At 32.9% G+C, this 26975-nt stretch carries 24 protein-coding genes and 1 rRNA gene; 24 read left to right on the plus strand and 1 reads right to left on the minus strand.

Annotation, left to right across the window (positions count from 1 at the left end; genetic code table 11):
- Positions 1 to 6: 6 nt before the first annotated feature.
- The 14 genes from rrf (at position 7) to H8707_RS07055 (ending at position 17020) form a co-directional block, all read left to right on the plus strand.
- Positions 7 to 123: ribosomal RNA gene (rrf, locus tag H8707_RS06990) — 5S ribosomal RNA — on the plus strand.
- Positions 124 to 335: 212 nt separating this feature from the next.
- Positions 336 to 1037, plus strand: a complete 702-nt coding sequence (locus H8707_RS06995; RefSeq protein WP_262429424.1) for a response regulator transcription factor — start codon at positions 336 to 338, stop codon at positions 1035 to 1037.
- Positions 1012 to 2832, plus strand: a complete 1821-nt coding sequence (locus H8707_RS07000) for a sensor histidine kinase (RefSeq protein WP_262429425.1) — start codon at positions 1012 to 1014, stop codon at positions 2830 to 2832. The genes H8707_RS06995 and H8707_RS07000 overlap by 26 nt, the downstream gene beginning before the upstream one ends.
- 22 nt (positions 2833 to 2854) lie before the next feature.
- Entirely contained in the window at positions 2855 to 4093 is a 1239-nt protein-coding gene (locus tag H8707_RS07005) for a S8/S53 family peptidase (RefSeq protein WP_262429426.1), read from the plus strand.
- Between the two features lie 195 nt (positions 4094 to 4288).
- Positions 4289 to 6022, plus strand: coding sequence for an LTA synthase family protein (locus tag H8707_RS07010; protein WP_262429427.1), 1734 nt, complete (start codon positions 4289 to 4291; stop codon positions 6020 to 6022).
- A gap of 84 nt (positions 6023 to 6106) precedes the next feature.
- Positions 6107 to 8800, plus strand: coding sequence for a sigma 54-interacting transcriptional regulator (locus tag H8707_RS07015; protein WP_262429428.1), 2694 nt, complete (start codon positions 6107 to 6109; stop codon positions 8798 to 8800).
- A 172-nt stretch (positions 8801 to 8972) separates the two neighbouring features.
- On the plus strand, positions 8973 to 9284 hold the full coding sequence (locus H8707_RS07020; protein WP_262429429.1) for a PTS sugar transporter subunit IIB: 312 nt from the start codon (positions 8973 to 8975) through the stop codon (positions 9282 to 9284).
- A 32-nt stretch (positions 9285 to 9316) separates the two neighbouring features.
- Positions 9317 to 10597 (plus strand): PTS sugar transporter subunit IIC, encoded by a 1281-nt coding sequence (locus H8707_RS07025; protein ID WP_262429430.1) that lies wholly within the window; start codon positions 9317 to 9319, stop codon positions 10595 to 10597.
- 69 nt (positions 10598 to 10666) lie between these two features.
- A complete protein-coding gene (locus H8707_RS07030) occupies positions 10667 to 11989 on the plus strand; it encodes a 6-phospho-beta-glucosidase (protein WP_262429431.1) in 1323 nt (440 codons plus the stop codon).
- Positions 11990 to 12021: 32 nt separating this feature from the next.
- Positions 12022 to 12354: a PTS lactose/cellobiose transporter subunit IIA gene (locus H8707_RS07035; protein ID WP_262429432.1), complete on the plus strand. Its 333-nt coding sequence runs from the start codon at positions 12022 to 12024 to the stop codon at positions 12352 to 12354.
- Positions 12347 to 13435 (plus strand): DUF871 domain-containing protein, encoded by a 1089-nt coding sequence (locus H8707_RS07040; protein ID WP_262429433.1) that lies wholly within the window; start codon positions 12347 to 12349, stop codon positions 13433 to 13435. The genes H8707_RS07035 and H8707_RS07040 overlap by 8 nt, the downstream gene beginning before the upstream one ends.
- A 90-nt stretch (positions 13436 to 13525) precedes the next feature.
- A complete protein-coding gene (locus H8707_RS07045; RefSeq protein WP_262429434.1) occupies positions 13526 to 14749 on the plus strand; it encodes a BaiN/RdsA family NAD(P)/FAD-dependent oxidoreductase in 1224 nt (407 codons plus the stop codon).
- Positions 14750 to 14770: 21 nt separating this feature from the next.
- Entirely contained in the window at positions 14771 to 16060 is a 1290-nt protein-coding gene (locus H8707_RS07050) for an NAD(P)H-dependent oxidoreductase (protein ID WP_262429435.1), read from the plus strand.
- A 147-nt stretch (positions 16061 to 16207) separates the two neighbouring features.
- Complete coding sequence (locus tag H8707_RS07055) at positions 16208 to 17020, plus strand: Cof-type HAD-IIB family hydrolase (protein ID WP_262429436.1); 813 nt, start codon at positions 16208 to 16210, stop codon at positions 17018 to 17020.
- A 133-nt stretch (positions 17021 to 17153) separates the two neighbouring features.
- On the opposite strand, the gene H8707_RS07060 is transcribed toward H8707_RS07055, so the two are convergent.
- Complete coding sequence (locus H8707_RS07060; protein ID WP_262429437.1) at positions 17154 to 17642, minus strand: PTS sugar transporter subunit IIA; 489 nt, start codon at positions 17640 to 17642, stop codon at positions 17154 to 17156.
- A gap of 400 nt (positions 17643 to 18042) precedes the next feature.
- Here H8707_RS07060 and H8707_RS07065 point away from each other — a divergent pair, with 400 nt between their 5' ends.
- The 10 genes from H8707_RS07065 to H8707_RS07110 all read left to right on the plus strand — a co-directional run bounded on the left by H8707_RS07065 (position 18043) and on the right by H8707_RS07110 (position 26974).
- On the plus strand, positions 18043 to 18924 hold the full coding sequence (locus tag H8707_RS07065) for a DeoR/GlpR family DNA-binding transcription regulator (protein WP_262429438.1): 882 nt from the start codon (positions 18043 to 18045) through the stop codon (positions 18922 to 18924).
- Between the two features lie 35 nt (positions 18925 to 18959).
- Positions 18960 to 19262 carry a PTS sugar transporter subunit IIB gene (locus H8707_RS07070; RefSeq protein WP_262429439.1) on the plus strand — a complete coding sequence of 101 codons (303 nt, stop codon included), beginning with the start codon at positions 18960 to 18962 and terminating at the stop codon, positions 19260 to 19262.
- A gap of 13 nt (positions 19263 to 19275) precedes the next feature.
- Entirely contained in the window at positions 19276 to 20568 is a 1293-nt protein-coding gene (locus H8707_RS07075) for a PTS galactitol transporter subunit IIC (protein WP_262429440.1), read from the plus strand.
- Positions 20569 to 20745: 177 nt separating this feature from the next.
- The gene (locus H8707_RS07080) at positions 20746 to 22080 is read left to right on the plus strand and encodes an aspartate aminotransferase family protein (protein ID WP_262429441.1); all 1335 of its coding nucleotides are present in this window, start codon (positions 20746 to 20748) and stop codon (positions 22078 to 22080) included.
- A 195-nt stretch (positions 22081 to 22275) separates the two neighbouring features.
- The gene (locus H8707_RS07085) at positions 22276 to 23229 is read left to right on the plus strand and encodes a sugar-binding transcriptional regulator (RefSeq protein WP_262429442.1); all 954 of its coding nucleotides are present in this window, start codon (positions 22276 to 22278) and stop codon (positions 23227 to 23229) included.
- Positions 23230 to 23258: 29 nt separating this feature from the next.
- On the plus strand, positions 23259 to 23624 hold the full coding sequence (locus H8707_RS07090; protein ID WP_262429443.1) for a transcriptional regulator GutM: 366 nt from the start codon (positions 23259 to 23261) through the stop codon (positions 23622 to 23624).
- Between the two features lie 60 nt (positions 23625 to 23684).
- On the plus strand, positions 23685 to 24221 hold the full coding sequence (gene srlA, locus H8707_RS07095; RefSeq protein ID WP_262429444.1) for a PTS glucitol/sorbitol transporter subunit IIC: 537 nt from the start codon (positions 23685 to 23687) through the stop codon (positions 24219 to 24221).
- The gene (srlE, locus tag H8707_RS07100) at positions 24221 to 25198 is read left to right on the plus strand and encodes a PTS glucitol/sorbitol transporter subunit IIB (protein ID WP_262429445.1); all 978 of its coding nucleotides are present in this window, start codon (positions 24221 to 24223) and stop codon (positions 25196 to 25198) included. The genes srlA and srlE overlap by 1 nt, the downstream gene beginning before the upstream one ends.
- Positions 25199 to 25217: 19 nt before the next feature.
- Complete coding sequence (locus H8707_RS07105) at positions 25218 to 25574, plus strand: PTS glucitol/sorbitol transporter subunit IIA (protein ID WP_262429446.1); 357 nt, start codon at positions 25218 to 25220, stop codon at positions 25572 to 25574.
- Between the two features lie 104 nt (positions 25575 to 25678).
- Positions 25679 to 26974, plus strand: coding sequence for an NAD(P)H-dependent oxidoreductase (locus tag H8707_RS07110; RefSeq protein ID WP_262429447.1), 1296 nt, complete (start codon positions 25679 to 25681; stop codon positions 26972 to 26974).
- Position 26975 lies beyond the last annotated feature (1 nt).

The following is a 26975-nucleotide window of genomic DNA, read 5'->3' on the forward strand; positions in this document are numbered from 1 at the left end:
TTTTCGTCTGGTGACGATAGCAAGAGGGAAACACCTGTACCCATACCGAACACAGAAGTTAAGCCTCTTAACGCCGATGGTACTTGAGTGGTAACGCTCTGGGAGAGTAGGAAGTTGCCAGGCATACATATATTAAAGGCTCTATTACGATATATTGATTTATCGTAGTAGGGCTTTTTTTATGTCTTAATTCAATCTGTCATAGTAGCTTACAAAATTTGCACAAAAACGATATGATATAGTTAAAATCGTAAGAAATTCTTAATATTTATATCAACATTATTGTAAGATTAAGGAATTATTATAAATACATAGGTTCACTGGGAGGTATTGTTGTGGAGCATACGAGAATATTGGTGGTGGATGATGACAGAGAAATAGCAAATGCTATTGATAAACTGCTTAGAATGGAAGGTTATGACATCATAAAAGCATATAACGGTTTAGAGGCACTTGATGTGTTAATATCTAATAACATTCAGCTAATATTGTTGGATATTATGATGCCCAAGCTGGATGGACTTTCAACTATCTTAAGGATAAGGGAAAAGAAAAATATTCCTATAATCATTATATCAGCTAAGTCGGAAGATAGTGATAAGATTTTGGGACTTTCAATGGGTGCAGATGACTATGTTACAAAACCTTTTAACCCTCAAGAGTTACTGGCAAGAATAAAAAGTCAATTAAGGAGGTATATGTTTCTTGGTGATATGGGAAACATCAAGAACTCATCACAATTGATTGTAGGAGGACTAACATTAGATAAGGATTCAAAACAATTGTTTGTAGATGGAGAAGAAGTAAGACTTACTCCAACTGAATATAAGATAATGGATTTTTTAATGACAAATGCCGGAGTAGTTTTTTCTGCCGAGAAAATATACGAGAAGGTATGGGAAGAACCGGCCTATTCAGTTGAAAACACTGTAATGGTTCATATTAGACGAATTAGAGAGAAAATAGAAATCAATCCTAAAGAACCTAAATATTTAAAGGTGGTGTGGGGTATTGGATACAAAATTGAAAAGTATTAGTAGAAAAAAGTGGGTAAAATGCATTGCATTTGCATTAGCAACAGTATTTATAACTCTTGCATTTATGCAATTGGTCTATATTAAGTATATTAATGTGGACTTAGAATCAATAATTGTGAGAGAGTATAGAGAAAGTAAATCTTTTGCATATGAAGTAAATAAAGCAATTTCGACTACATATAAGATTTTAGAATCCAATACCATTGTGGAACCGGGGGAAATTAATTATTTTTATCTTATAAAAGATGATGAAAGAATTTTTAGCAATGCCCCTATTTACTATAGGAATTTTTTTGAGAGATATAAGGATACATTCTTTTCATATGAAAATGGAATGTCTACTATTGGGAAAAGAATTAATTCTGATTTAATAGAAAATCCCCATGGGGAAAATGATTATACAATGTATATTGCGTTTCCAGATACGTTTATGGAAGAACATCAAAGATTATGGAATCAAGCAAGGAATATCTCTATTCCAATAATTTTATCTGTGATTTTATGCCTAGTGCTATCTTTATTGCTTCTTATATATTTGGGCTTGGTTTCAGGCAGGAAGATAGGAGAAGCCGAGTTATATACTTCATGGATGGATAATCTCTATACTGAGATAATACTTTGTGGATTCATTCCCATGATTATATGGATTTTGACCTTATCTAAGGTTTTATATTACGATACTTCTGTGGGATACGGATTAAGCGACAGACAAATTTTCAATATGTGCTTAATAGGGATTGTAACAGTAGTTATCACTATCATATCTATTCTGGCATTTTTATCAATTGTAAGAAAAGTTAAAGGACGAAATTTTTATATGCATAGTATAATGTCCAAGATTGTACCAATTATCACTGCATATATAAAAAACTTATTTGACGGAAATAAATTTAAAAACTATCCATTAACAAAGCGTTTGCACAAAAGGCAAGTTACATTTATAATTTTAAGCGCTATATTGGTTCTTTTCATGCTTTTATGCACATTGGTACCTTATCTTATGATATTGCCTATTATTATTGAGGCCATTATTATTTACTGGTATGTAAAATATAATAATGAAACCTTTGATGAGATTAATGAGGGATTCAATGAGAGTATTAAAGAACAGATGAAGGCTGAAAGAATGAAGATAAATCTTATCACAAATGTATCTCATGATTTAAAAACTCCATTGACTTCAATCATAAGCTATGTTGATTTATTATCCAAAGAAGAGGATTTATCTGAGGCTGCAAGGGATTATGTTAGAATTTTAACTGAAAAATCTAATAGACTGAAAAATATTCTTGGAGATATTTTTGAACTGGCAAAGAGTACAAGCGGAGATGTGAATTTAGAAATGGAGATGCTTGATTTAAAAAAACTTATTGAGCAAACTTTAGGAGATATGCAAGATGACATTGAGAAATCAGGGTTTCAAATCATAACTAAGCTTCCGAAAGATCCAATATATATTGTTTCTGATGGCAAAAGACTTTATAGAGTTTTTCAAAATATAATTGATAATGCATTAAAATATTCTCTGCAAGGGACAAGAATATTTATAGAAGCAGGGAAAAAGAGAGAAGATATATTTGTGATTTTAAAAAACATTGCAGGCTATGAGATGAATTTTACTGCCGAAGAGATTTTACAGAGGTTCAATAGAGGCGATAAGTCAAGGAATACTGATGGAAGTGGATTGGGATTATCCATTGCAGAGAGTTTTACCAAGGTATGCGGGGGAGATTTTAAAGTTGATATAGATGGAGATATGTTCAAGGTAATAATTAGTTTTAAAAACGCTAATTAATAATTTGAGAGGAGAAGTGGGTATGAAGAGATTTTTATGTTTATTTATGGCATTAGCAATTTTATTCGTTGGATGTGGCTCAACTAAAGAGACAGAATCAAAATCACCGGAATTGCCGGAAGAATCAGAAGAGCCTTCGGAAATATTAAGTGATAATACACTTGGTATTGTTAGAAAGCCTTATGCAGCAGATTATTCTGAAATGTATCAAGAAAAGATTAAAGAATTGCCAAAGTATAATCCAGATATAAAAGAATCTTGGCAGGTAGATCTAAGAAGTGCAGATTTAGAACATCTTGATTTATCAAAAAATCTTGATGATTTGCTTTATGCTGACTTTGATAATAAAACAGAATGGCCTGACAAGTCGCCTGAGGGTTTTAATCCGGACATTATAATGGAATTAGGGAAAAATCCTGGATTAGGTATAAGAAAGCTACATGAAAAAGGAATAACCGGAAAAGGGGTAGGTATAGCGATAATAGATCAAGAATTATTAGTGGATCATAGGGAGTATAAGGAACAGCTTAAATCATATGAAGAAATTCAATCTTCCAGCGATACGGCACAAATGCATGGGCCTGCTGTAGCTTCAATAGCTGTAGGTAAGACAGTCGGAGTAGCACCAGATGCTGATCTTTATTATATTGCGTCAGACTTTGGAACATATAGCGATGATGGATTCGTTTATGACCTCTCCGTGTGTGCAGAAGCTATAGACCGTATTGTTGAAATCAATAGAGCATTGCCGGAAGATAAAAAGATAAAAATCATATCCATTTCTTTAGGGTTATCGGATTATATGAATGGATACAGAGAGGCTATTAAGGCAATAAAAAATGCGGAAGAAGATGGAATATATACTTTGTATGTAGGCAGCAGGGGTTTTATGGGGCTTGGCCGTGATCCTCTAAAAGATCCGGACGATATTGCTTCTTATAGAAGAGGAGATTTTTGGGCAGATAGCATATATATGAATGATAAGCTTTTAGCTCCAATGGATTCAAGAACGTATGCCAGTCCTACAGGTGATGATGATTATACTTTTGGGAGACAAGGTGGCTTGAGTTGGACAGTTCCTTATTTTGCTGGATTATATGCACTTGCATGCCAGGTAAATCCTGAAATCTCATTAGGGTATTTTTGGGAAGAAGCTATCATTACGAGTGAAACAATATCAATTGATGAAAACAATGTTGAGAAACTTGGAAGGATAGTCAATCCTACAAAATTGATTGAAAGAATCGAAAAAGTTAAGTAATGTTAGTCTATTATGTATTGTGAATTGAAAATTGTTGTGATTTGTTAAATTTTATTAAATGTTGTATAATACTTTACGTATTAAATTTTAGATTGGAGCAAAGAAATGAGACATTCACAACGAGAACTATTCAGATTTAAGAATAAAAAAATTGAAGGGATATTTACCTTTATAATATTGATACTGTTAAGTTTTTTGATTACTTGTATTACCTTAATGTTTTCAACTGCAACTTGGGATTTAAGTATGCCATTGTTTAGAAGCTATTTTAAGAGTCCACTATTATTACTTATGAATTTTATACCCGTATTTTTGCTGATGATTGTTCTTTATTTGGCTTTTAATAGACTATGGTTAAGCTTTTTTATATCGTCTTTGCTATTTGTCATAATGTCCTTTGTCAATAAATCTAAACTTACTTTTAGGGATGATCCGTTCTCCTTTATTGATATAAAATTGATAAGGGAATCTTTGGAGATGGCAGAAAGATATAAAATTAGATTGAGTCTAAATATGATAATATTAGTGATTTCACTTGTCGTCATTACAATCCTTTTAAAAATTTTATTCAATTATAAGATAGATTCCAATAAAATAAGGTTATCATTGTTAGCTGTGCTTATTATAGCTTCAATTGCAATATATAAGCCATATTTTAATACTGAAGTATATAATGAAATCGGGGATAAATCACTTATTAACATCTGGTCACAAACCCAGCAATTTCAATCAAAAGGATTTGTGTATCCATTTATATATAGCATAAAGGATGCACAGGATACAAAACTAGAGGGCTATGATGAGAAAAAAGCTGTAGAAGAATTAAACAACATGAGTTATTATGATATTCCTGAGGACAGAAAAGTCAATGTCATTGCTATCATGTTGGAAGCATATAATGATTTTTCAAAATTTGATACGGTGGATTTAGGAATTGATGTATATAAAAATTTTCACGATATACAAAAAGAATCAATTCATGGGAACTTAGTTACAAATATATTTGCAGGAGATACCATCCAAACAGAAAGATCCTTTATTACAGGTTATCATAATCATCCAAAATACTTTAAAGAAACAAACTCTTTTGTATGGTATTTTAAAGAACAGGGTTATCATACGGAAGCAATGCACCCAATATACGGCTGGTTTTATAATAGAAGAAATATTAATCCTTATTTAGGATTTGATTCCTTCGATTTTTATGAAAATAAATATAAGGATATTAGAGAGGAATTCTTTGAAGATTATGATTTCTTTGATTTTATATTGGAAGGCTATAAAGATGCTAGGGAGAATAATACACCATATTTTAATTTTAGTGTAACCTATCAAAATCATGGACCTTATTCTGATGAAAAATATTCTGAGAATCAATTTTTGCTAAAGAAGTCTCATTATGATGATAAATTATACAATATTGTCAACAATTATTTGGCTGGAATTAAAAAAACTGATGAAGCACTGAAAAAGCTTGTAGATAATTTGAGAAATGTAGAAGAGCCAACGGTTGTTGTTGTGTTTGGAGACCATAATCCCTGGCTTGGCAAAGATGCAGCATGTTATGAGATGATGGACATCGATCTTGACTTATCCACAGAAGATGGATTTGAAAATTATTTTGAAACTCCATATATTATTTGGGGAAATGAAGCCGCAAAACAAGCTTTAAATAGGGATTTTGCAGGAGTAGGCGAAGATATAAGTCCGAACTTCTTAATGTCCGAATTGTTTCAGTATTTAGGCTGGGAAGGCAATGAGTATATGCAATATCTAATGAACGTAAGGGAACATTTTGATGTAGTTAATAAAGTGAATTTCAAAGAAAACGGCAAGTATACCTCCGTCTTAAGTCGTGAAAATCAACAATTATATGAAGATTTTTTAAATGTAGAATATTATCAGAGTCATAGTTTTAAGAAAAGATAGAATGGATATTACTTTATAAAGCCTATCAAAATTTTGGTAGGCTTTTGTTTTTATGGTATAATAGGCTAAGATGGGGGTGATTAAATGAGGATGATTGACAAAGTATACAATATTTTATTGGACCTGGAGATAAAAAATAAAAGTGGAGTATCCGCTATAGAGATATCCAAAAAATTGGACTTGGATCGATCTACTATAAGCAGATATCTTAATTTATTATATAAAGACAAAAAGATAAATAAAATGGATGGAAGACCTGTTTTGTATAAGTCAATTAAAAATAATACCGTAATACCTTTTACTACAAAAACTTCAAACATATCAAATAGCTTAGATAAATTGGCCGGAGCAAAGCAAAGTCTGAGTATTCCCATTGAGAAGGCCAAGGCTGCAATTATCTATCCTCCAAAAGGCTTACATACTTTGTTACTGGGGGAAACTGGTGTAGGAAAGTCCCTCTTTGCTGAACAAATGTATGAATATGCAAAAGATGTGGATGTACTGGATGACAATGCTCCTTTTATAAGATTTAATTGTGCGGATTATGCAAATAACCCCAGTCTTTTAACTGCACAAATATTTGGTGTAAAGAGGGGGGCATTTACCGGAGCGGACAGTGATAAAGAAGGACTTTTAAAACAAGCAGACAATGGGGTACTGTTTTTAGATGAAATTCATAGATTAACACCTGAAGGACAAGAAATGCTTTTTACCTATATTGACAAAGGGTTTTTTAGACCATTAGGTGAAACGGCTAAAAACATATATGTTAATGTCAGGATAATAGCAGCAACGACGGAAGATCCGGATTCATATTTGTTGCAAACGTTTTCTAGAAGAATCCCTATGGTTATAAGATTGCCAAGTTTAAGCGAAAGGTCTTTAGAAGAAAGATATTTTTTAATCGAGTCTTTTATTAGAGAGGAGTCCCGTAGAATCGGAAAGAGTATTTACATAAATAGAAATTCAATTATTTCGTTTTTATTGTATGATTGTCCAAACAATATAGGTCAATTGAAAAGCGATATTCAATTATCCTGTGCTAAGGCATTTTTAAATTACAAGGCAAATATCAATAATTACCTTATAATCAACCAAGGAGATATACCAAACCATGTAAGGAAGGGTTTGTTATATTTAAATGAATATAGAAATGAAGTAAATGAATTGTTGAGCTCAACCTATGATGTTTTAAAATATAGTGAGATAGAAGAGCCTCCATTGCGGTTAATCCACGAGGAGGAAAATATTAGCGAAGATTTTTATAATATTATTGAAAATAAAATTGATTCTCTGAAGATTTCAGGTATGGATGAATCGGATATAAATGAAATATTAAATATCGACATAGAATCACATTTTCAAAAATATATAGGTGAAATAAGTGAAAGGTATAAAAAAGAGGAGATAAACAAAGTAGTAAGCACATCGGTATTGAATTTAGTTGAAGAGATTCTTATATTGGCACAGAAAAATCTAAATATTGATTACGATGAGCGTATATATTTTGGATTGTCTTTTCATCTGGAAAGAAGCATTGAAAGGATTAAAAACGGAGAAAAAATTTATAATCCAAAATTGAATTTTATAAGAATCAATTATGAGGATGAGTTCATTTTTGCTATGAAAATTGCAAAGCTCATAGACAGAAAATTTGGCATAGAGACACCTGTGGATGAAATTGGATATTTAGCCATGTTTTTTTCATCTGAATATTTTAGAGATAGAAAAGAAGAAAAGCCCAAAATAAAAATCATAGTTGCCATGCATGGAAGAACTACAGCAAGCTCTATGGTAGAAGTGGTAAATACCCTGATTGGAACTGAATTCGTTGTTGCCCTTGATATGCCCTTATCTATGAAACCGCAGATTATGTATGAAATCACCAAAAATTGTGTTCAGGAAATTCATAGAGGTAGAGGAATCATATTGATGGTAGATATGGGCTCTCTAACCAACTTTGGGCATATGATTACCGAAGAGACAGGCATAGAAGTAAGGACAGTGGACATGGTAAGCACCCTTATGGTATTGGATATTGCAAGAAAAGCATTTATGGGGTATGCAATAGATGAGATATTTGACCCAATAATCATGAGTCATGGTTCCTATGTAAAGAATCCAAGAAAAGAAAATGTTATTCTCGCCGCTTGCTTTACAGGAGACGGATTGGCTAAGGGAATTGAAGATCTGGTTGTCAATAGGATAAATAGTAAAAACATCAGAATTATCACCATGAATATAGTAGATGAGATAAAGCCTGAAGATAGGATCTTACAAATGGAAAATAGATACAATATCTTGGCAATTATTAGTGCAGTAGATATTCATGTAGGACTGATACCTTTTATATCAGCTATTGACATTTTCTCGAAAGGAGGGGAAGAGATATTAGATGATATAATAGCCGAATCTGAAATGTATGATAAAATTTGGGATTCTCTTAAAGATCATTTAAAATATTTAAACAGCGATTTGATAATTAAAGATTTAAAATATCTATTAAATGGAATCGAAAAAAAATTGAATTTTAGAATAGGTAAAGATGTTAAGATGGGGATAGCATTGCATATCTGTTTTATGATTGATAATCTGTTATCGGGAGAAAAAACAAGAGAATTTGAGAACTTAGAGAATTTCAAAAGCATATACTCAAATGAGGTAAATATAGTGAGAAAAGAATTTATGATTTTAAAGGATAATTATGAGGTTGAGATTAGCGATAATGAAATAGCCTATATCGTAAAATTATTCATAGAAAACAACATTTGTGTGTAATAGTGTGCAGCTAATTTGCACACTTTTTAAATTGAATATATGAAAGCACCCTTTTTTCTTTAGATATATCAATGTATTATGGCGCATAGCAGCAATATATTGCGTTGGCATCTATCTTGCAATATATATTATTGCACTGATTATTAAATGCCTAAGCAAAGGAGGGATTTATTTGTACAATATTTTATTAGTATGCTCTGCAGGAATGTCTACTAGTCTATTAGTAACTAAAATGCAAAATGCGGCAAAAGATAAAGGAATAGAGGCAAATATCAATGCAATAGCAGAATCAGATTTGAAAAATAGCACTGAAGGCGTTGATGTATTACTATTAGGACCACAGGTCAGATATATGCTTTCAAAAGTAAGGACATTAATGGAGCCTAAGGGTGTTCCTGTGGATGTAATAAACAGTGTGGACTATGGCACTATGAATGGCACAAAGGTTTTAGACCAAGCGATTTCTTTGATTAGTGGGAAGTAATAATTTTATTAATTTTAAAAAGGGGGATATCTATGGATAAGTTTATGAAGTGGATGGAAGAGAAATTTGTTCCGGTGGCTGGGAGGATAGGTTCACAAAGACATCTAGCGGCTATTAGAGATGGTTTTGTCGGTATTATGCCTCTTGTTTTAGCAGGTTCGATTGCAGTACTTTTAAACAATACTTTAGGAGCTTGGATTCCGGGGTTGGGGAACATACTTGGACCAATCAATAGCAACGTATGGTGGGGAACGTTTGCAATGTTAGCTTTGCTTGTTACATTCTCGGTAGGATATAATCTGGCTAAAAGCTATGAGGAAGATGGATTATCAGCAGGATTAATTTCAGTTGCAGCATTCTTGATAACTCTACCGCAAGGAACTGATGAATCGGGATGGGGTTTTTTATGGAATGGCTATTTGGATGCAAAGGGCTTATTTACCGGATTGATAGTAGCTTTGATTGCGACAGAAATATTCGTGAAACTGACAAAGCGCGGTTTAGTCATAAAAATGCCTGAAAATGTTCCTCCTGCAGTAGGAAAGGCATTTGCTGCATTAATACCCGGATTCATATCTGTTTATGTATTTGGTTTAATAACATTTCTTATTACAAAAGCAGGATTAAACAGTCTGTATGATGTTATCTTCAATATAATTCAAAAACCTCTAATGGGCTTAGGCCAAGGTGTAGTTTCAGTAGTATTGATTCCTATACTGATAAATCTATTTTGGTTCTTCGGACTTCATGGAGCAAATATTTTTGAACCAATCATGCAAAGTATCTATATGCCGGCATTAGTAGAAAATGCAGCAGCTGTAGAAGCCGGTTTAAAAGCGCCTCATCTAGTAACTAAGACATTCTTTGACTCATATGTACACTTAGGAGGATCAGGTGCTACTTTAGCATTGATTTTAGCAATATTCTTAGTTGTAAAGGAGAGAAAAGAATATAAAGAGGTTGCAAAATTGTCCCTTGCACCGGGCATATTTCAGATCAATGAATCAATAATGTATGGACTGCCAATAGTGCTAAATCCAATTTTATTTATTCCGTTTTTATTGGTGCCGGGTGTAATTTCATTGATTGCATATTTAGCTACAGCAATAGGACTTGTGCCTCCAACGTATGTGGTTATACCTTGGATCTCGCCTGTTGGAATTGGTGCGTTTTTAGGTACAGGAGCTAAAGGTATAGGAAGCATAATGGCAGCAATACTGGCATTAGTGAACTTTGCGGTGGCTACATTGATTTATTTACCATTTGTAAAGATGGCTGAAAAACAAGCCATAGATAGGGAAAAAGCAAAATAAAGATTAATAGATAGGGGCTTAAGTGCCCCTATCTAGCCCAACATCAATAAAAAAGGGGAATGATTTTAAATGAATGAAGGATTGAAAATTGCAACTATTGGTGGGGGTTCTTCCTATACTCCTGAGTTTCTTGAAGGATTGATAAAAAGATATGATGAATTACCGGTTCGAGAATTGTGGCTTGTAGACATAGAAGCAGGGTTAGAAAAGCTTCAAATCATTGGAGATTTGGCGAAACGAATGATAGATAAGGCAAATGTCCCAATGAAAATATATACAACTACCGATAGAAGGAAAGCACTTGAAGGTGCGGATTTTGTTACCACACAAATAAGGGTAGGTCAGATGAAAGCGAGAGCCAAAGATGAAAGGATACCACTATCCTATGGATTTATAGGGCAGGAAACAAATGGAGCAGGTGGACTTTTCAAAGGGCTTAGAACAATACCGGTAATCTTAGAAATAGCTGATGAAATGAATGAGCTCTGTCCAAATGCATGGCTAATAAATTTTACCAATCCTGTTGGAATGGTTATGGAGGCATTGATTAGATATTCCAAGCATAGGAAGTTCATTGGACTATGTAATGTGCCCATAGGGGTAGAAAGAGGTATAGCAAAGATATTGGACATAGATTATAATAGAGTAAGAATTGATTTTGCGGGATTAAATCATATGGTATACGGATTTGATGTATTTATAGATGGAATTCGGAAAACAAAAGAGGTTTTCAATAGGTTTATCGAAGATTCAAATTTAGTTAATATGAAAAATATTGAACTTTTGGAATTTGATAAGGAGTTTTTAAAGGCATTAAAATTAATTCCTTGTCCATATCATAAGTATTATTATAAGACGAAGGATATGTTGGAAATTGAGTTAGAACACTTTAAAAACGGAACTACTAGGGCTGAAGAGGTTATAAAAACCGAATCAGAACTATTTAATCTATATAAAGACCCCAGTTTGGATGTGAAACCTGTTGAATTGGAAAAACGGGGAGGAGCTTATTATTCTGATGTAGCATGTAATTTAATATCTTCTATTTATAATGATAAAGGGGATTTGCAGGTTGTAAACACAGTAAATAAGGATACAATAAGAGATTTTCCGACTGATTATGCAATTGAAATTACATGTAAAATTACCAAGGATGGTCCAATTCCTCATAAATTCATAGACGAATTTCCTTTAACTATTAAAGGATTAATTAATCAGATAAAAACTTTTGAGATATTAGGGGCACAAGCAGCGGTAGATGGAGACTATGAAAAGGCATTATTGGCAATGATCCTAAACCCGCTCGTAGCAAATGATATATTGGGTCATAAATTGTTGGATGAAATGCTAGAAGTCAATAAAGAATACCTTCCAAGATTTTTTAATAAATAATCTACCAGTTAATCAAAAAAGGAGAGAACACAATGGATTTAGAACTTACAATTATGAACATTATAAATTTTAGCGGCGATGCGAGAAGTCTTTCAATGGAGGCAATATCTTTTGCAAAAAATGGAGATATAAATAAGGCTCTGAAATATTTGGAGGATGCCAATTCGAAGCTATCTGAGGCGCATAGAAGTCAAACTAAGCTTATATCAGAGGAAGCTAACGGGGTCAACAAACCCATATCTCTGTTGTTGGTTCATGCACAGGATCATCTAATGAATGCCATAACTATTAAGGACATGGCAAACGAATTTGTAGACCTCTATAAAATTTTGTATGATGCTAAGGGGGTAAGCATAAGTGAGTAAATTGGGGATATCTGTTTATCCTAATAGATCTAAATTAGAAGATGATATTGAGTATCTTTATTTGGCAAGTAAATATGGTTTTCAGAGAATTTTTCTAAGCTTGTTAAGTGTTCAAGATGAAAATAGCTTAAATAAATTTAAAGATATTGTAAAACTAGCAAGGAAGCTTGATATGGAAGTTGTGGCAGATGTTGCACCGGACGTATTTAAGGATTTGAATGTTGACTATAAGGATTTGAGAGTTTTTAATGATTTAGGGTTAACAGGCATAAGGTTGGACTTGGGGTTTAGTGGCAATGAGGAGAGTATCATGTCGTTTAACCCATATGGGTTAAAGATAGAGTTGAATATAAGCAGCGGAACTAAATATATAGACAATATAATGAGTTATATACCTAATAAAGATAATATAATAGGTTGTCACAATTTTTATCCTCATAAATATACAGGGATTTCCAGAAAACATTTTACTGAGTCCACTAAAAAGTTTAAGGAATATGGACTTCGCACAGCCGCATTCATATCGTCAAATGTTGGTACTTTTGGTCCTTGGGCAATAAATGAAGGACTTCCAACTTTGGAGGAACACAGAAATTTACCCATTGAAGTACAAGCAAAGGACTTTTTAAATACCAATTTAATAGATGATGTCATCATATCAAATTGTTATGCAAGTGAAGAGGAATTTAAGACATTAGGCAATTTGAATAGGGATATACTAACCCTAAATGTGAATATAATCGATAATCTTCCTGAAACAGAAAGAAGTATATTGTTTGATGAACTGCATTTTAATAGGGGGGATGTATCGGAATATATGATTAGGTCAACTCAAAGCAGAGTAAAATATAAGGACCATAATTTTGAATTAATTAATCCGAAGAATTTAGAAAAGGGTGATATTATAATAGAATCCAGCCTCTATGCACATTATGCAGGTGAGATGCATATAGTTTTAAAACCCATGTTAAATAGTGGTAGAACATCGGTGGCTGGAAGAATTGTGGATGAAGAAATCTATTTATTAGATCATATAAGACCTTGGCAGAAATTTATGCTAAAGGGGAAAAACTGTGAGTAACCGGGGGGATTCACAGTTTTTTTCTATTCAATGGACAATATTATAAAATAAGGTTAAAATATAATAGAGACTTTTTAAAAGGAGTTTAAAATGGCTAACAGGATTATAATCGTAGGTGGAGGGGCTGCCGGTATGATTGCAGCAATAATAGCTAAAAGAAACGGCGGAGATGTTACTCTATTGGAAAGAAACGATAGAGTTGGGAAAAAGCTATTAGCTACAGGAAATGGGAGATGTAACTATACAAATCTGAATATAAGTTCAAACAATTATCATGGTAAGGATTTAAATTTTATAAAAGGACCACTATCTCAATTTAATACAGATAGTGTGATTGATTTTTTTGAAGGATTGGGGATAACTCCTGCTGTGGAAGACAATGGCAAGGTATATCCTCTTTCATTTCAAAGTTCCAGCATGTTGGATGTACTTCGCTTTGAAATGGAACATTTAGATGTTCAGTTGATTACTGATGCCTATGTAGTTGATATAGTTAAGGGAAAAAATTTTATATTAAAATTAAAAGATGGCAGGATATATGAAGCGGATAGGGTTATATTGGCAACAGGCGGCATGGCAATGCCTGTAAGCGGCTCTGACGGGAATGGCCATTCGTTGGCAAAGTCATTGGGGCATAAAATTGCAGAGACTTTTCCTGCATTAGTACAATTGAAGCTAGAAGGAGATATTTTCAAGCAGGTTAATGGCGTTAAAATTATAGGTAAAGCTTCGGTATATCATAATGAGAAGCTAATTAGAGAAGATATAGGGGACATATTGTTCACCGATTACGGAGTCTCCGGACCTCCTATACTGCAGATAAGCAGAGAAGCGATAGAACATATTAACAACAATTTGGAAGTCGAATTAAGGCTGTCTATAATCTATACAAAGTCATTTGATGAGCTATACTTTTATTTGATTAAGAGATTTGAAATGATGCCTTGGAAGACAGTGGAAGAAGGATTAATTGGATTAATAAATAAAAGGCTTATAATTCCTATATTAAAAGCAGCAGATATAGATAAAAAGACATATGTTGATAGACTTAACAAACGTGAAATAAAAGATTTGGCGAATATATTAATGGATTGGCGGTTTAAGATAATAGGAAATAAAGGTTGGGGACAGGCGCAGGTTACAGCAGGGGGAGTAAGCACTAAGGAAATAAATGATAAGACTTTGGAATCAAAACTTGTAAAAGGATTGTATATAGTAGGAGAACTTCTGGATGTAGATGGAGACTGTGGAGGGTTCAATCTTCAATGGGCTTGGTCAACAGGCTATATTGCAGGGTTAAATGCAACATTATAAGTATGGAAACGGAGGGATAAAATGTCTGGTTTAAATACAAAATTGAGAAAATTAGATGAAGATAATAAACACATTAGAGTGGCGATTGTCGGAGCAGGACTTATGGGGAAAGGTATGGTAAGCCAGATTATGCTGGTTAAAGGCATGATACCTTCTTTGGTGATTAGCCATAAGATTTCGGATGCAGTCGAAGCTTATACTCTTGCAGGGATAAAGAAAGATGATGTAGTTGTAGCTAAAAATCTTGGCGAAATAAATAGGGCAATGGAACAAAATAAATATGTAGCTTCAGATATTACAGAATATGCATCGGAACCTAATTTGATTGATGTGGTTGTGGATGCAACAGGTGTACCTGATGTCGGTGCTAAGCTGGCCATGGATGCTATATTTAATAAAAAACATATAATCCTCCTTAATGTAGAGGCAGATGTGGTAGTGGGTCCTATTTTAAACAAAATTGCCAAAAGCGCCGGAGTAGTATATTCCGGAACAGCAGGAGACGAACCCGGAGCTGTAAAAGAGATCTTTGATTTTGCAGAAGCCACCGGGTTTGAAGTTCTTGCCATAGGAAAAGGCAAAAACAATCCATTGGATTATGAAGCTACACCTGACAGCGTAAGGGAGCAAGCTTTAAAGTATAAATTAAAACCATTGAGACTAGCTTCGTTTATAGATGGAACCAATACCATGATTGAAATGGCTGCTATGGCAAATGCTACCGGATTTCTACCGGATATACGAGGAGGACATTGTCCGACTACAGATGTTAAAAGCCTGCCGAAAGTCTATAGCCTTAAAGAAGAAGGCGGAATTTTAAATAAATATAAGATTGTTGACTATGCGTTGGGAATAGCACCGGGTGTATTTGTAATTGTAACTACACCAATGCCGCAAGCGCACCATGAAATGCAATATTTGAAGATGGGTCCTGGTCCTAATTATGTACTATATAGACCATATCATCTCACAAGTTTAGAGACGCCTATTTCAATCGCCAAGGCGTATTTTGACAATGAACCAACTATAGCGCCTATTTTTGATAAACCTGTGGCGGAGGCTATTACCATAGCTAAACGAGATTTGAAAAAGGGAGAAAGGCTGGATGGAATAGGGGAATATACAGTATTAGGAAGTATCGAAACCTATGAAAAAGCAAAAGAAGATAATCTTTTACCGATAGGATTGGTAAATAAAAATACAATAGTAAAACAGGATATTAAAAAAGGTGAGTTTATAACTTATGATATGGTTGAACTGGATAAGACTACAACTATATATAAATTGAGACAATTGCAGGAAGAAATGTAAGATGAAAAGATAATAGGCAAGAACTAATAAAAACTTAGTTTATGCATTAGATTATATATATTAACATATTTATACAACATATATCTATTCGATATAATTAACAGCAAGTGACTTTATAAGTTCAATAATATACTACAGGAGGACAGAATGTATAATTTATTAGCTCTTGATTTAGATGGTACTCTACTTAATGAAAATCATGAAATTTCCGAAACAAACAAGCATATGCTTTATGAAGCTAAAAAAAGAGGAGTAAAAATTATATTAATATCGGGAAGAGAACCTAAGGCGGTTAAATATTTTGGTAATGAGCTGAAATTAAATGAATTAATTGCAGGTTTAAATGGAGGAATGATTACAGATAGTAAAGCAGAAAAGATTTTTTTCAACGAATTTATAGATGAAAATTTAGCGAAGAAAGTTGTTTATTCCGTGGAATATGAAAATTTATGTTGTGTGGTTTTTATTGGAGGCAAGATATTTACAAAAGATAAAAGCGATCTGAGATTTAGAATTTTTGAAAATTACGCGGTAATGGACATTGGGGAAGTCGGTAAATTATCAATATTTTTGGGAAATGAAAGTTTTTGGAATAAAATTAGTAAAATATTATTAATTGACGATAATAAGAAATTAAATAGCTATAAGGAATCATTGTTATCATCGGATTTTATGGAATTAACTATGCAATTTTCTTTACCACATTTCTTAGAAATTTATAGTGGGGCTGTATCAAAGGGGAGAGCATTAGAGTATATATCTAAATTTTATGGGATCAGAAGAGATCAAATTATAGCTATAGGTGACGGGGAAAATGATATTGATATGATAAAATTTGCGGGCTTAGGTGTGTCTATGGGCAATGCTCCTGATATTGTAAAGAAAAGTTCAGATATAGTTACATTGTCTAATAACGAGGATGGAGTAAGTGAAATAATCAAAAATTTTATTATTAAATAATCAATTATTATATTTCTATATTTTTTAATTCAAATGTCAAGGATGAAGTAACAAGTAGAGGTGCTTTATCCTTGACATTTAATATTTAAGTCTTGAATTAGAAATTTTATTTATGAATTAAAAGCATATGAAATTAATCTTTCATATAATCTATAAATAAATTATAAACATCTGTTACATCTTCAGTATCCCTTAACTTTTTCACTTTACCTTCCTCTTGGAAGATTTCAACTAGTTTTTTTAAAACAGAAAGATGTACTTTAGGCTGAGTAATACTTAGCATAAAAATCATTTCTACAGGAATTCTTCTGTCAGGTTCTCCCATTACTGCAAAGGAAACAGGATTTTCAAGAAATCCTATGGCAATAGCAGGTGTATAAACATGGTCCGGCGTTGTGTGAGGTATTGCAATGTTTATGTCTGCTAATTCTAATGCAGTTGGGAATTCACGTTCACGCTTTATTATAGAATCTGTATAGCTTTCTTTAACAATCTTTTTATCAAATAATCTTTTGCTGATAATATGAAGAGCTTCTTCGTCAGTAGTTGGATTAATCCCTTTGATTATCAGGCTTTTATCAAAAAACAGATTATCAAGTATTTTGGTACCTTCATTTTGCATAAAAATCCTCCTTTAATCGCTTTTCATAATTTGTCTATGTTAAAGGATAGCACTAAAAAATAAAAATGTAAAGGTAAAAGAAGAAAACGGTTACTAAAATTTATTATTTTTTTTATTCAAAGAATGTGATATTATATGAAGAATACATGCTTCATGGTATAGCCGTGTAATTTATTACTAAAAATACTTTATCTTGGAAGTTAAAAAGTATTGACATATTTGAAATGTTTGATAATATATAGTAAAACAAATAAAAACAATACCAAATAAAGATAAAATAATTATAATTGATGCAAAAAACTTTTATTTTTCTAGAAATTATTATTAGATTCTTATAAAATGGCTAATATACTTAATTGTATCGTCATTGATAGTTTTGATTTTTAAATAATTAAAAGCAATGGTATTTTTGAAAATATTTGATAATGTACATGAAACAAATAAAACAATAATAGGAGGTGATAAAATCAATATGGTAATTGAAAGAGAAAGTTTTATTCTGCAAAAAATTTATGAAAAAAAAAGAGTAAAAGTAAATGAACTTGCTGAAGCATTGAAGGTCACTCCGGAAACAATCAGAAAAGATTTGACTGAGATGGAAGATAAGAACTTACTAAAGCGTGTTCATGGAGGTGCAGTTGCATTAACCTATTTTAAAAGTATGGAACCAATATATTCTAAGCGAAGTGTGGAACAAATTGATGCTAAGCAAACAATAGCCTCAGAAGTTGCTAAGGATATTTTGCCTGGTGAAACTATTATAGTAGACAATGGTTCGACATGTTACGAGTTTGCTAAAAGCATAATAGGTATACCGGGATTAACTGTCATAACACCTTCAGTAAAAGTCGCATTGCTTTTGTCTGAGAGTGCTACCATTAGTGTATTTTTATTGGGAGGCTGGTTAAGACCTACAGAACCATCAACAAAAGGGGATGTTACCTTAAGCACATTAAAGGATTTTCATGTTAATAAGACTATTCTTTCATCTGCGGGAGTATCTGCAGAATTTGGATTAACAGAGTATTTAGAGGAGGATGTTGTGATTAAGCGTCAGGCTATGGAATGTGCGGAAAAGGTAATCGTAATTGCCGATCATACAAAATTTGATTTGGCTGCGCTTATTACAGTAGTTCCCATTGAAGAAGTTGACGAAATATATGTAGATTCAAAGGTTGATGATGAAAAGTTAGCACCTATTAAAGATAAGGGGGTATTAGTTATAAAAGCGAAAGATGAAGATAACGATCCCCAAAATATGGACAAGTCCAAAAAGGAATAGTAATTATAAAATATATTTATGAAGGAGGTGATTTTATGAAACCGACTATACTGGTTAGTTGTGCTAGTTCAATTGCCACATCTACTGTTGTAGCAAGTAATATTAGAGAAATATTGGAAGAAAGGAATTATGCTGTAAACGTTGTACAATGCTCTTTTTCTGAAATTGAATCTAAGCTTGAAACAGTTCGTCCAATACTTATTTTGGTGACTGGAGCTGTAAGAAAGTATGACGATATTCCTGTTATTGTAGCAACACCGTTTTTAACAGGTATCGGTAAAGATAAAATTATTGAGCAGGTTATAGAAATAGTTGAAAAAAATCTACCAAATAATTAAAGGGGATGAAGTTATGCAAAGTATAATTAAAATTGCCAACAATATAATGCAATTTCTGTTAAGTTTAGACTCAGCAGTTTTAGTTCCGATTTTTTTATTTATTTTAGCATTAGCATTGGGCGCTAAATTCAAAAAAGCATTAAGGTCAGCATTAACGGTTGGTGTTGGATTCGTTGGTATTTTTACATTAACCAATTTATTTTTCTCGGAACTTGCTCCGGCCGCTGAAGCTATGGTTCAGCGTTGGAATTTATCATTAAACGTTATTGATGTAGGTTGGGGACCTTATATGGGTTCAATTTGGGCATCTCCTATATCACTTTTGATGTTGCCTTTATTTATTGTTATAAATATTGTTTTGCTTGTTATAAAACAGACGGATACATTAGATATTGATTTATGGAATTACGCTTTGTGTTTTTATGCTGGTATGCTAACTTATGTTAGTACTGGTCACAATATTGTACTTACTCTTATTGCATTTGCAATTTCTGTCTTTATTACACTTAAATTAGCAGATTTAACAGCACCTAAAATGCAGGAATTTTTTGGGCTACCGGGCATTTCTTTTCCTCATGTAGTCTCATTATCCTTTTTACCGATTGGATATGTATTGTCTAAGTTACTTGACAAAATTCCGTTTATCAGGGATTTAGATTGGGATGAAGAAACACTTCATAAAAAGTTTGGTATATTTGGAGAACCCATATTCATGGGCTTTGCAATTGGTCTTATAATTGGACTATTAGCCGGCCAATCATTTGCAGATGCATTAAGCCTTGGAGTTACAATGGCGGCTGTTATGGTTTTACTCCCAAGAATGGTTTCTGTATTAGTTGAAGGTCTAGTACCGCTTAATGAAACTATACGTGAGAAATTCCAAAAATGGATGCCAGGACGAAATATCAACATAGGGCTTGATACAGCTATAGTAATTGGGAATCCAACAACATTGACAGCAAGTATAATGCTTGTGCCGGTTGCATTAGTCCTTGCAGCGATTTTACCCTATAATAGGGTTATCCCTTTTGCAGATCTTTCTAGTATAACATTTGCAATTTGTCTAATAACCCCATATGTAAATGGGAATATAGTTAAATTATTTATAATTGGAACATTAATAATTGCACTTGTCATGTTGCCTTTATCAACATTGGTGGCACCGGATATTACTAGGATAGTACAAGAGGCAAATATGTTTGATCTACCCGAAGGATTTTCACAAGCTAATATGGTTACAGCATTCCTTGATGGTTCCAATCCGATTAGCTTCATAATATACAAATTAGTGTCTCTATTTAACTAAACAATGATAGATAAGAAGTTTAATTATATGTCAAGGATTAGATTATTTATTAAGTAAGCAAGGCTTAAATAGACATTTAATGTGAAATAAATTTATTTTACTGATAATGATCTATTAAGATAAAAATAACCAGAAGTATTGAAAAATACTACATGATTTTAAAGAGGAGGAAAAGACATGAAAGATTATCCAAATACTTTTGATGAGAAAACAGAAGTGAATCTACGTGAACATTTAATGTTTGGTGGACCATGGAGAGGACCTTTGATTGTAAAAGGAAAAGGAATTTATTGTTATGATAGGGAAGATAATGAATATCTTGATTTTGAATCTCAAGCTTGGTCGCTTAATTTGGGGTTCGGGAATCAAGAAGTAATAGATGCCGCGTTTGAACAAGCCAAATATCTTTATCATATAAAGGGTGGTTTAAATACATTTCCGAGACTTAAGTTGGTGGAAAAAATTCTAAACCTAGTGCCTGATGTGTTCAATAGGGTGTCATTTGAACCAAGCGGTTCAATAGCGAATGAAGCAGCAATGAAAATTGCCATGATAAATAATCCGGATGCTCGCTATTTTATAAGCTTATATCATGCATTTCATGGTAATACTTTAGCTACTGCAGCAGGTGGATGGCATGCTACAAAGGCACAAGGCGACAAATATGGCGGTGGGACAAAATATATGGGTTTCATGAACAATTTTGTAAGAGTTCCAAATCCGTATTGCTATCGCTGCCCATATAACAAAGAATATGGATCTTGTGAATTCCTATGTGCAGAACAGTTAAGAAATACGTTGCAATATGGCGTTTCCGGTCCGGTAGCAGCGGTTATTTTAGAACCTGTTCAGGGAAGCGGTGGTCAAATACCATGTCCAAAAGGCTATTTAGAAAGAGTTCGTCAAATTTGTGATGAATTTGGTGCACTTTTAATATTTGACGAAATGCAAACCGGCTTTGGAAGATGCGGAACTATGTTTGCTATAGATTATTATGATGTTGTACCTGATATATTTACAATAGGGAAAGCTTTGGGCAATGGATTCCCGATATCTGGTACAGTTATTCAAGGAAAACTTGAAGGCTTTAAAGATGGAAATGATGATAATTTCACTTTCTGTAATAATCCAATGTCACAGGCTGCAGCCATAAAGACCATTGAAATTCTTATACGAGATGATCTGCCTAATAATGCAAAGAAAATGGGGGAGATATTAACAAAGGGGCTTAAAGAAATACAAAAACTATATCCAATAATGGGTGACGTACGTGGACCAGGACTTCATATTGGAGTAGAAATTGTAAAAGATCCTGTTACAAAAGAGCCGGATCCGGAAATGGCTCAAAGAATATATAATCAAGGACTAAAAAATGGTTTAATTATGGGATTGGCAGGTTCTTCTCCACAAGTAATTAAAATAAAGCCACCACTTATTATAAATGCTGAACAATGTGCAACATTCTTAGAAAAATTTGAAAAGTCCATAAAAGGAGCATTGGAAGAAAATTAGATAAAAATGAATAAATATCTTTAAACGAGCTTTTTTAAGCTCGTTTTTTGTATGACTTCTGTGTTCGTAAAATTCAGTGTAAAAATATTATTGTTAAATATTTGATTATGCTTGAATTAGTATCTCAGTAATGTTATAATTAAGCATAGTGAAAATAATTTAATAGTATGAAATTAATTTCAAGGGAGTATATAGATGGATAATAAACATGGTTATAGTATAAGGCTCATGGTTAAATGTGCTAAATTATATTATGAAGAAAATTTAAGTCAAGCACAAATATCTGAAATTTTACAAATATCTAAATCTTCTATATCCAGAATACTATCTGCTGCAAAAGACGAAGGCATCGTTAGGATAAGTATTGAAAATCCGCTAAAAGATGAATATATAGGATTGGAAAAAGATTTAGAGCGCAAATTTGGACTTATAGAAGTTATTATAGTGAACAGCAGCAATGATGTAGCAGAAGTAAAACATAATCTTGGTAAGGCAACAGCTGATTATTTAAAAAGAGTAATTAAAGATGGACAGATAATTGGTGTTACTATGGGAACAACTCTAAGTGAGGTACCTAAATTTATTAGGAATGATAAAAGAAATAAGGTAACCTTTATACCCATGCTTGGGGGAATCGGAGAGACGGAAATAGATATTCATTCTAATCAAATTGCCTTAAAAATGGCTAGAAAATTTAATGCGGATTTTAAATTACTTCATGCACCTTCAATAATAGATGATTTGGAGAGAAAGGAAATATTTATTCAGGATAGAAACATACAAAACTTTTATGAATTATTTAAAAAAATTGATATTGGAGTAATGGGTATTGGGGATCCATTGCTCAATACATCTACTTTATTAGAAAGTGGTTATTATACAATAAATGATATTAAGCTTTTAGAAAAAGAAGGAGCAGTGGCAGATATATCTTTATTATTTATTGATAAAGATGGTAATGGTGATAAATTTGATTTCAATAAGAGGGTAATTGGAATCACTTTAGAGGAAATAAAAAGGATTCCGCTTTCAATAGGGATTGGAGGACCTATTGAAAAAAGAGATGCTATTTTAGCTACGTTAAGAGGCAATTATATCAAAGTTTTAATAGTGGATTATGAAACTTCCAAATCCTTATTAAGGGATTAAGTAAGTATAAATTAAAAGCAGGTGATTAAATGATTCATGGAGTCGTTATTTTTATATTCAGTTTATGGATTTTACAGGGGTTTATGACATATTGGCAAATTATAAATTATAGGAAAACCTTATCCCGATTAAAAACAAAAGGAAAGGTATACATAGGGGAAGAAAAAGGTAAATTAAAGGCTGGAAGTATTGTTTTGATAGCAGTGGATGAGAACAATATGATCATTGATGTGCAAGAAATGAAAGGATTCACTGTTTTTAATAGATTTAAATCAAAAGATCTATACATAGGTAAAACATTAGATGAGCTATTTTCTGACTTATCAAAATTAGATAAAGATACTGTGACTACAAAGGCTATGAAAAAATCCTTAAAGGATTTTTCTATATCTTAAAATAAGATATTAAAGGAGGGTAGTATTTAAATTTAATAATTAAATAAAGGAGGAAGGCTAATGGAATTTCTTGCAAAAGCAGCAGAATGGTTTATAGGTTTATTCCAAGCAGGTGGGGAAAATTTTATGGGATTAGTGACAGGAATTTTGCCGACTTTGATCGTCCTAATAACTTTTGTAAATTCTATCATAAAATTGATAGGAGAAGAAAAGGTACAGAAGGTAGCTCAAAAAGCTACAAAAAATGTTTTTAGCCGCTACGTAATATTGCCAGCATTGTCAGTATTTTTCTTAACAAATCCAATGTGCTATACCTTTGGTAAGTTTGTAGATGAAAAATACAAACCAGCATTTTATGATGCAGCTGTATCTTTTGTCCATCCAATTACTGGATTGTTTCCTCATGCAAATGCATCAGAACTATTTGTTTATTATGGTATTGCTGAAGGTTTAAAACAACAAGGGTTAAGTCTTGGACCGATTGCAGTTAGATACTTTATAGTAGGATTAATTGTTATATTCATAAGAGGTATATGTACCGAGGTTATAACTTCTAAAATGATGGAAAAAAGAGCTGTATTTAAGGAGGGAGTCTAATGTATAGAGCTGTTAAGATAACAAAGGGTTCTGGTGGATTTGGAGGTCCTCTTGTAGTCAAACCTGAAGAAGGCAAAGATATTATTCTTTCTGTAACCGGAGGAGGGATTGCACCTATAGCTCAAAAACTTGCTGACATGACAGGTGCTAGTATAGTAGACGGATTCAAAACATCTGTTCCAGATGATCAAGTTATAATAGCAGTCGTTGATTGCGGAGGAACGGCAAGATGCGGCGTATATCCTAAGAAAAGAATTTATACCGTTAATTTAACGCCGGTAGGGCAATCGGGTCCATTGGCAAAATATATAACTGAAGATATTTATGTATCGGGTGTCACCGAAAAAAATATTGAGTATGTCGAAGAGGAAGATATTATATTAAAAGAGGAAGAAATAAAAGTAAAGCATGATGAGGATAAAAAGGTTGCAATTCAGGAAATACAAAGTAAAGGAAATATTATAGAAAGAATTGGAAAGGGTGCTGGTAAGGCTGTAGGAATATTTTTTTCAGCGGGAAGAGAATCAATTGATTCGGTGCTGAAAAATATTTTACCCTTTATGGCATTTGTATCCATGTTAATAGGTATAATTCTAAAATCTGGTATCGGGGATATAATTGCTAACGCTATAGCACCTTTTTCCGGTTCAATACCTGGTTTATTGCTAATATCGGTTGTATGCGCATTACCTATTTTATCGCCATTATTAGGTCCCGGAGCTGTTATTGCTCAAGTTGTTGGGGTTTTAATTGGCGTTGAAATCGGGAAGGGGAATATACCGGTTCAATATGCATTACCTGCATTATTTGCAATAAATCCTCAAGTGGGAGGAGACTTTATACCTGTTGGATTGAGTTTAGGAGAAGCTGAACCTGAAACCGTTGAAATAGGTGTTCCGGCAGTATTATTTTCCAGATTAATAACTGGTCCGTTAGCGGTTATAATAGCATTTATATTTAGCTTTGGTTTATATTAAATATTAGGATGATTTACTAATGAAATTTGAGGTTAAAATTATAAAAATAGGGGATTTAGTTAAAGAATTACTTTTAGAAAATATATTAATAATATTTAAATCGGAAGCCCCTGATGAGTTAGCTGAAATATCTGTTTTGCATACGATGGATGATTTAAAAGAAAATGTAGAACCTGGTGACACTATTAAAATAGGCAATATTGAATATATTGTTACAGCCGTAGGTACAGAGGTAAACAAAACTTTGAAACAATTAGGACATTGTACTTTTAAATTTAATGGGTCAAGTGAGCCTGATTTACCCGGTGTTATTAACTTAGATGGTTGTACTCCAGATATAAAGGTTGGAGATATTATATCCATATATAGTATATAATTTTCAATAATATTTTATTAGGAAAGCCCTTTTCTCAATCAGGGGAGGGCTTTCTTCTTTGAATAATAGGAAGTGATTTTTATAACATATAAGGGGGAATGTAAATGTTAGGATTAAATACAAAATTAGCTCAGCTTGATGCCAATAATAAAAAAATAAGAGTTTCCTTAGTTGGAGCAGGGCAAATGGGTAAGGGTATGGTTAGCCAGATGATGCTAATGAAAGGAATGACGCCTTCATTAGTAATTGATATTGATATTCAAAATGCATTAGATTCTTATATTCTGGCAGGTGTTTCAAAAGATGATATAGTTATTGCTAAAACATTGGAAGATATTAATGTTGCAATGGAAAAGAATAAATATGTAGTTTGCGATAACTCAGATTTAGCAGCATTAGCTAATTTAATCGACGTAGTGGTGGAAGCAACGGGTGTTCCTAATATAGGTGCAAAAATTGCAATGGATTCCATATTTAATAAAAAGCATATAGTAATGTTAAATGTTGAGGCTGATGTAGTTGTAGGACCTATTTTAAATAAATTAGCTAAGAACGCAGGAGTTGTTTACACAGGAACTGCCGGAGATGAACCGGGAACAGTTAAAGAACTGTTTGATTTTGCAGATGCATTAGGTTTTGAAATAGTTGCTATAGGCAAGGGTAAAAACAATGTAATAAACTATGAAGCCAACCCTGATAATGTACTAGAACAAGCTTTAAAGGACGGAGTCAGTCCTAAAATGTTAACCTCATTTAAGGATGGAACTAAGACTATGGTAGAACTAACAGCTATGTCAAATGCAACGGGTTTCATTCCAGATGTAAGAGGAGGACATGGGCCTAAAGCAACGGTAAATGATCTGCCCGACCTTTTTAGGTTGAAAAAGGATGGAGGAATATTAAATCAATATAAAATAGTAGAATATGTGAATGGAGTTGCCCCGGGAGTATTTATCATCGTAACAACTTCTTTACCACAAGTGCATAATGAAATGAAGTATTTGAGTATGGGTTCTGGACCAAATTATGTTTTATATAGACCATACCATTTAACTAGTTTAGAAACACCACTAACAATAGCGAGAGCAGCAATTTATAACGAACCAACCATAATACCAAGGGATGGATTACCAAGTGCAGAGACGATTGCCATTGCTAAGCGTGATTTAAAGAAGGGGGAAAGGCTTGATGGGTTAGGAGGTTACACTGTTTTAGGAAGCGTTGAGACCTATCAAAAAGCTAAAATTCAAAATTTATTACCTATGGGTTTAATAAACAATAATACAATAGTGAAACAAGACATTAAGAAAGGTGAATTTATAACCTATGATATGGTTGATCTGGATATGGATACCATAATTTATAAATTAAGACAATTACAAGAGGAATTAATACAATAGT

Source organism: Paratissierella segnis, assembly GCF_014385195.1.
Taxonomy (GTDB): Bacteria; Bacillota; Clostridia; order Tissierellales; family Tissierellaceae; genus Paratissierella; species Paratissierella segnis.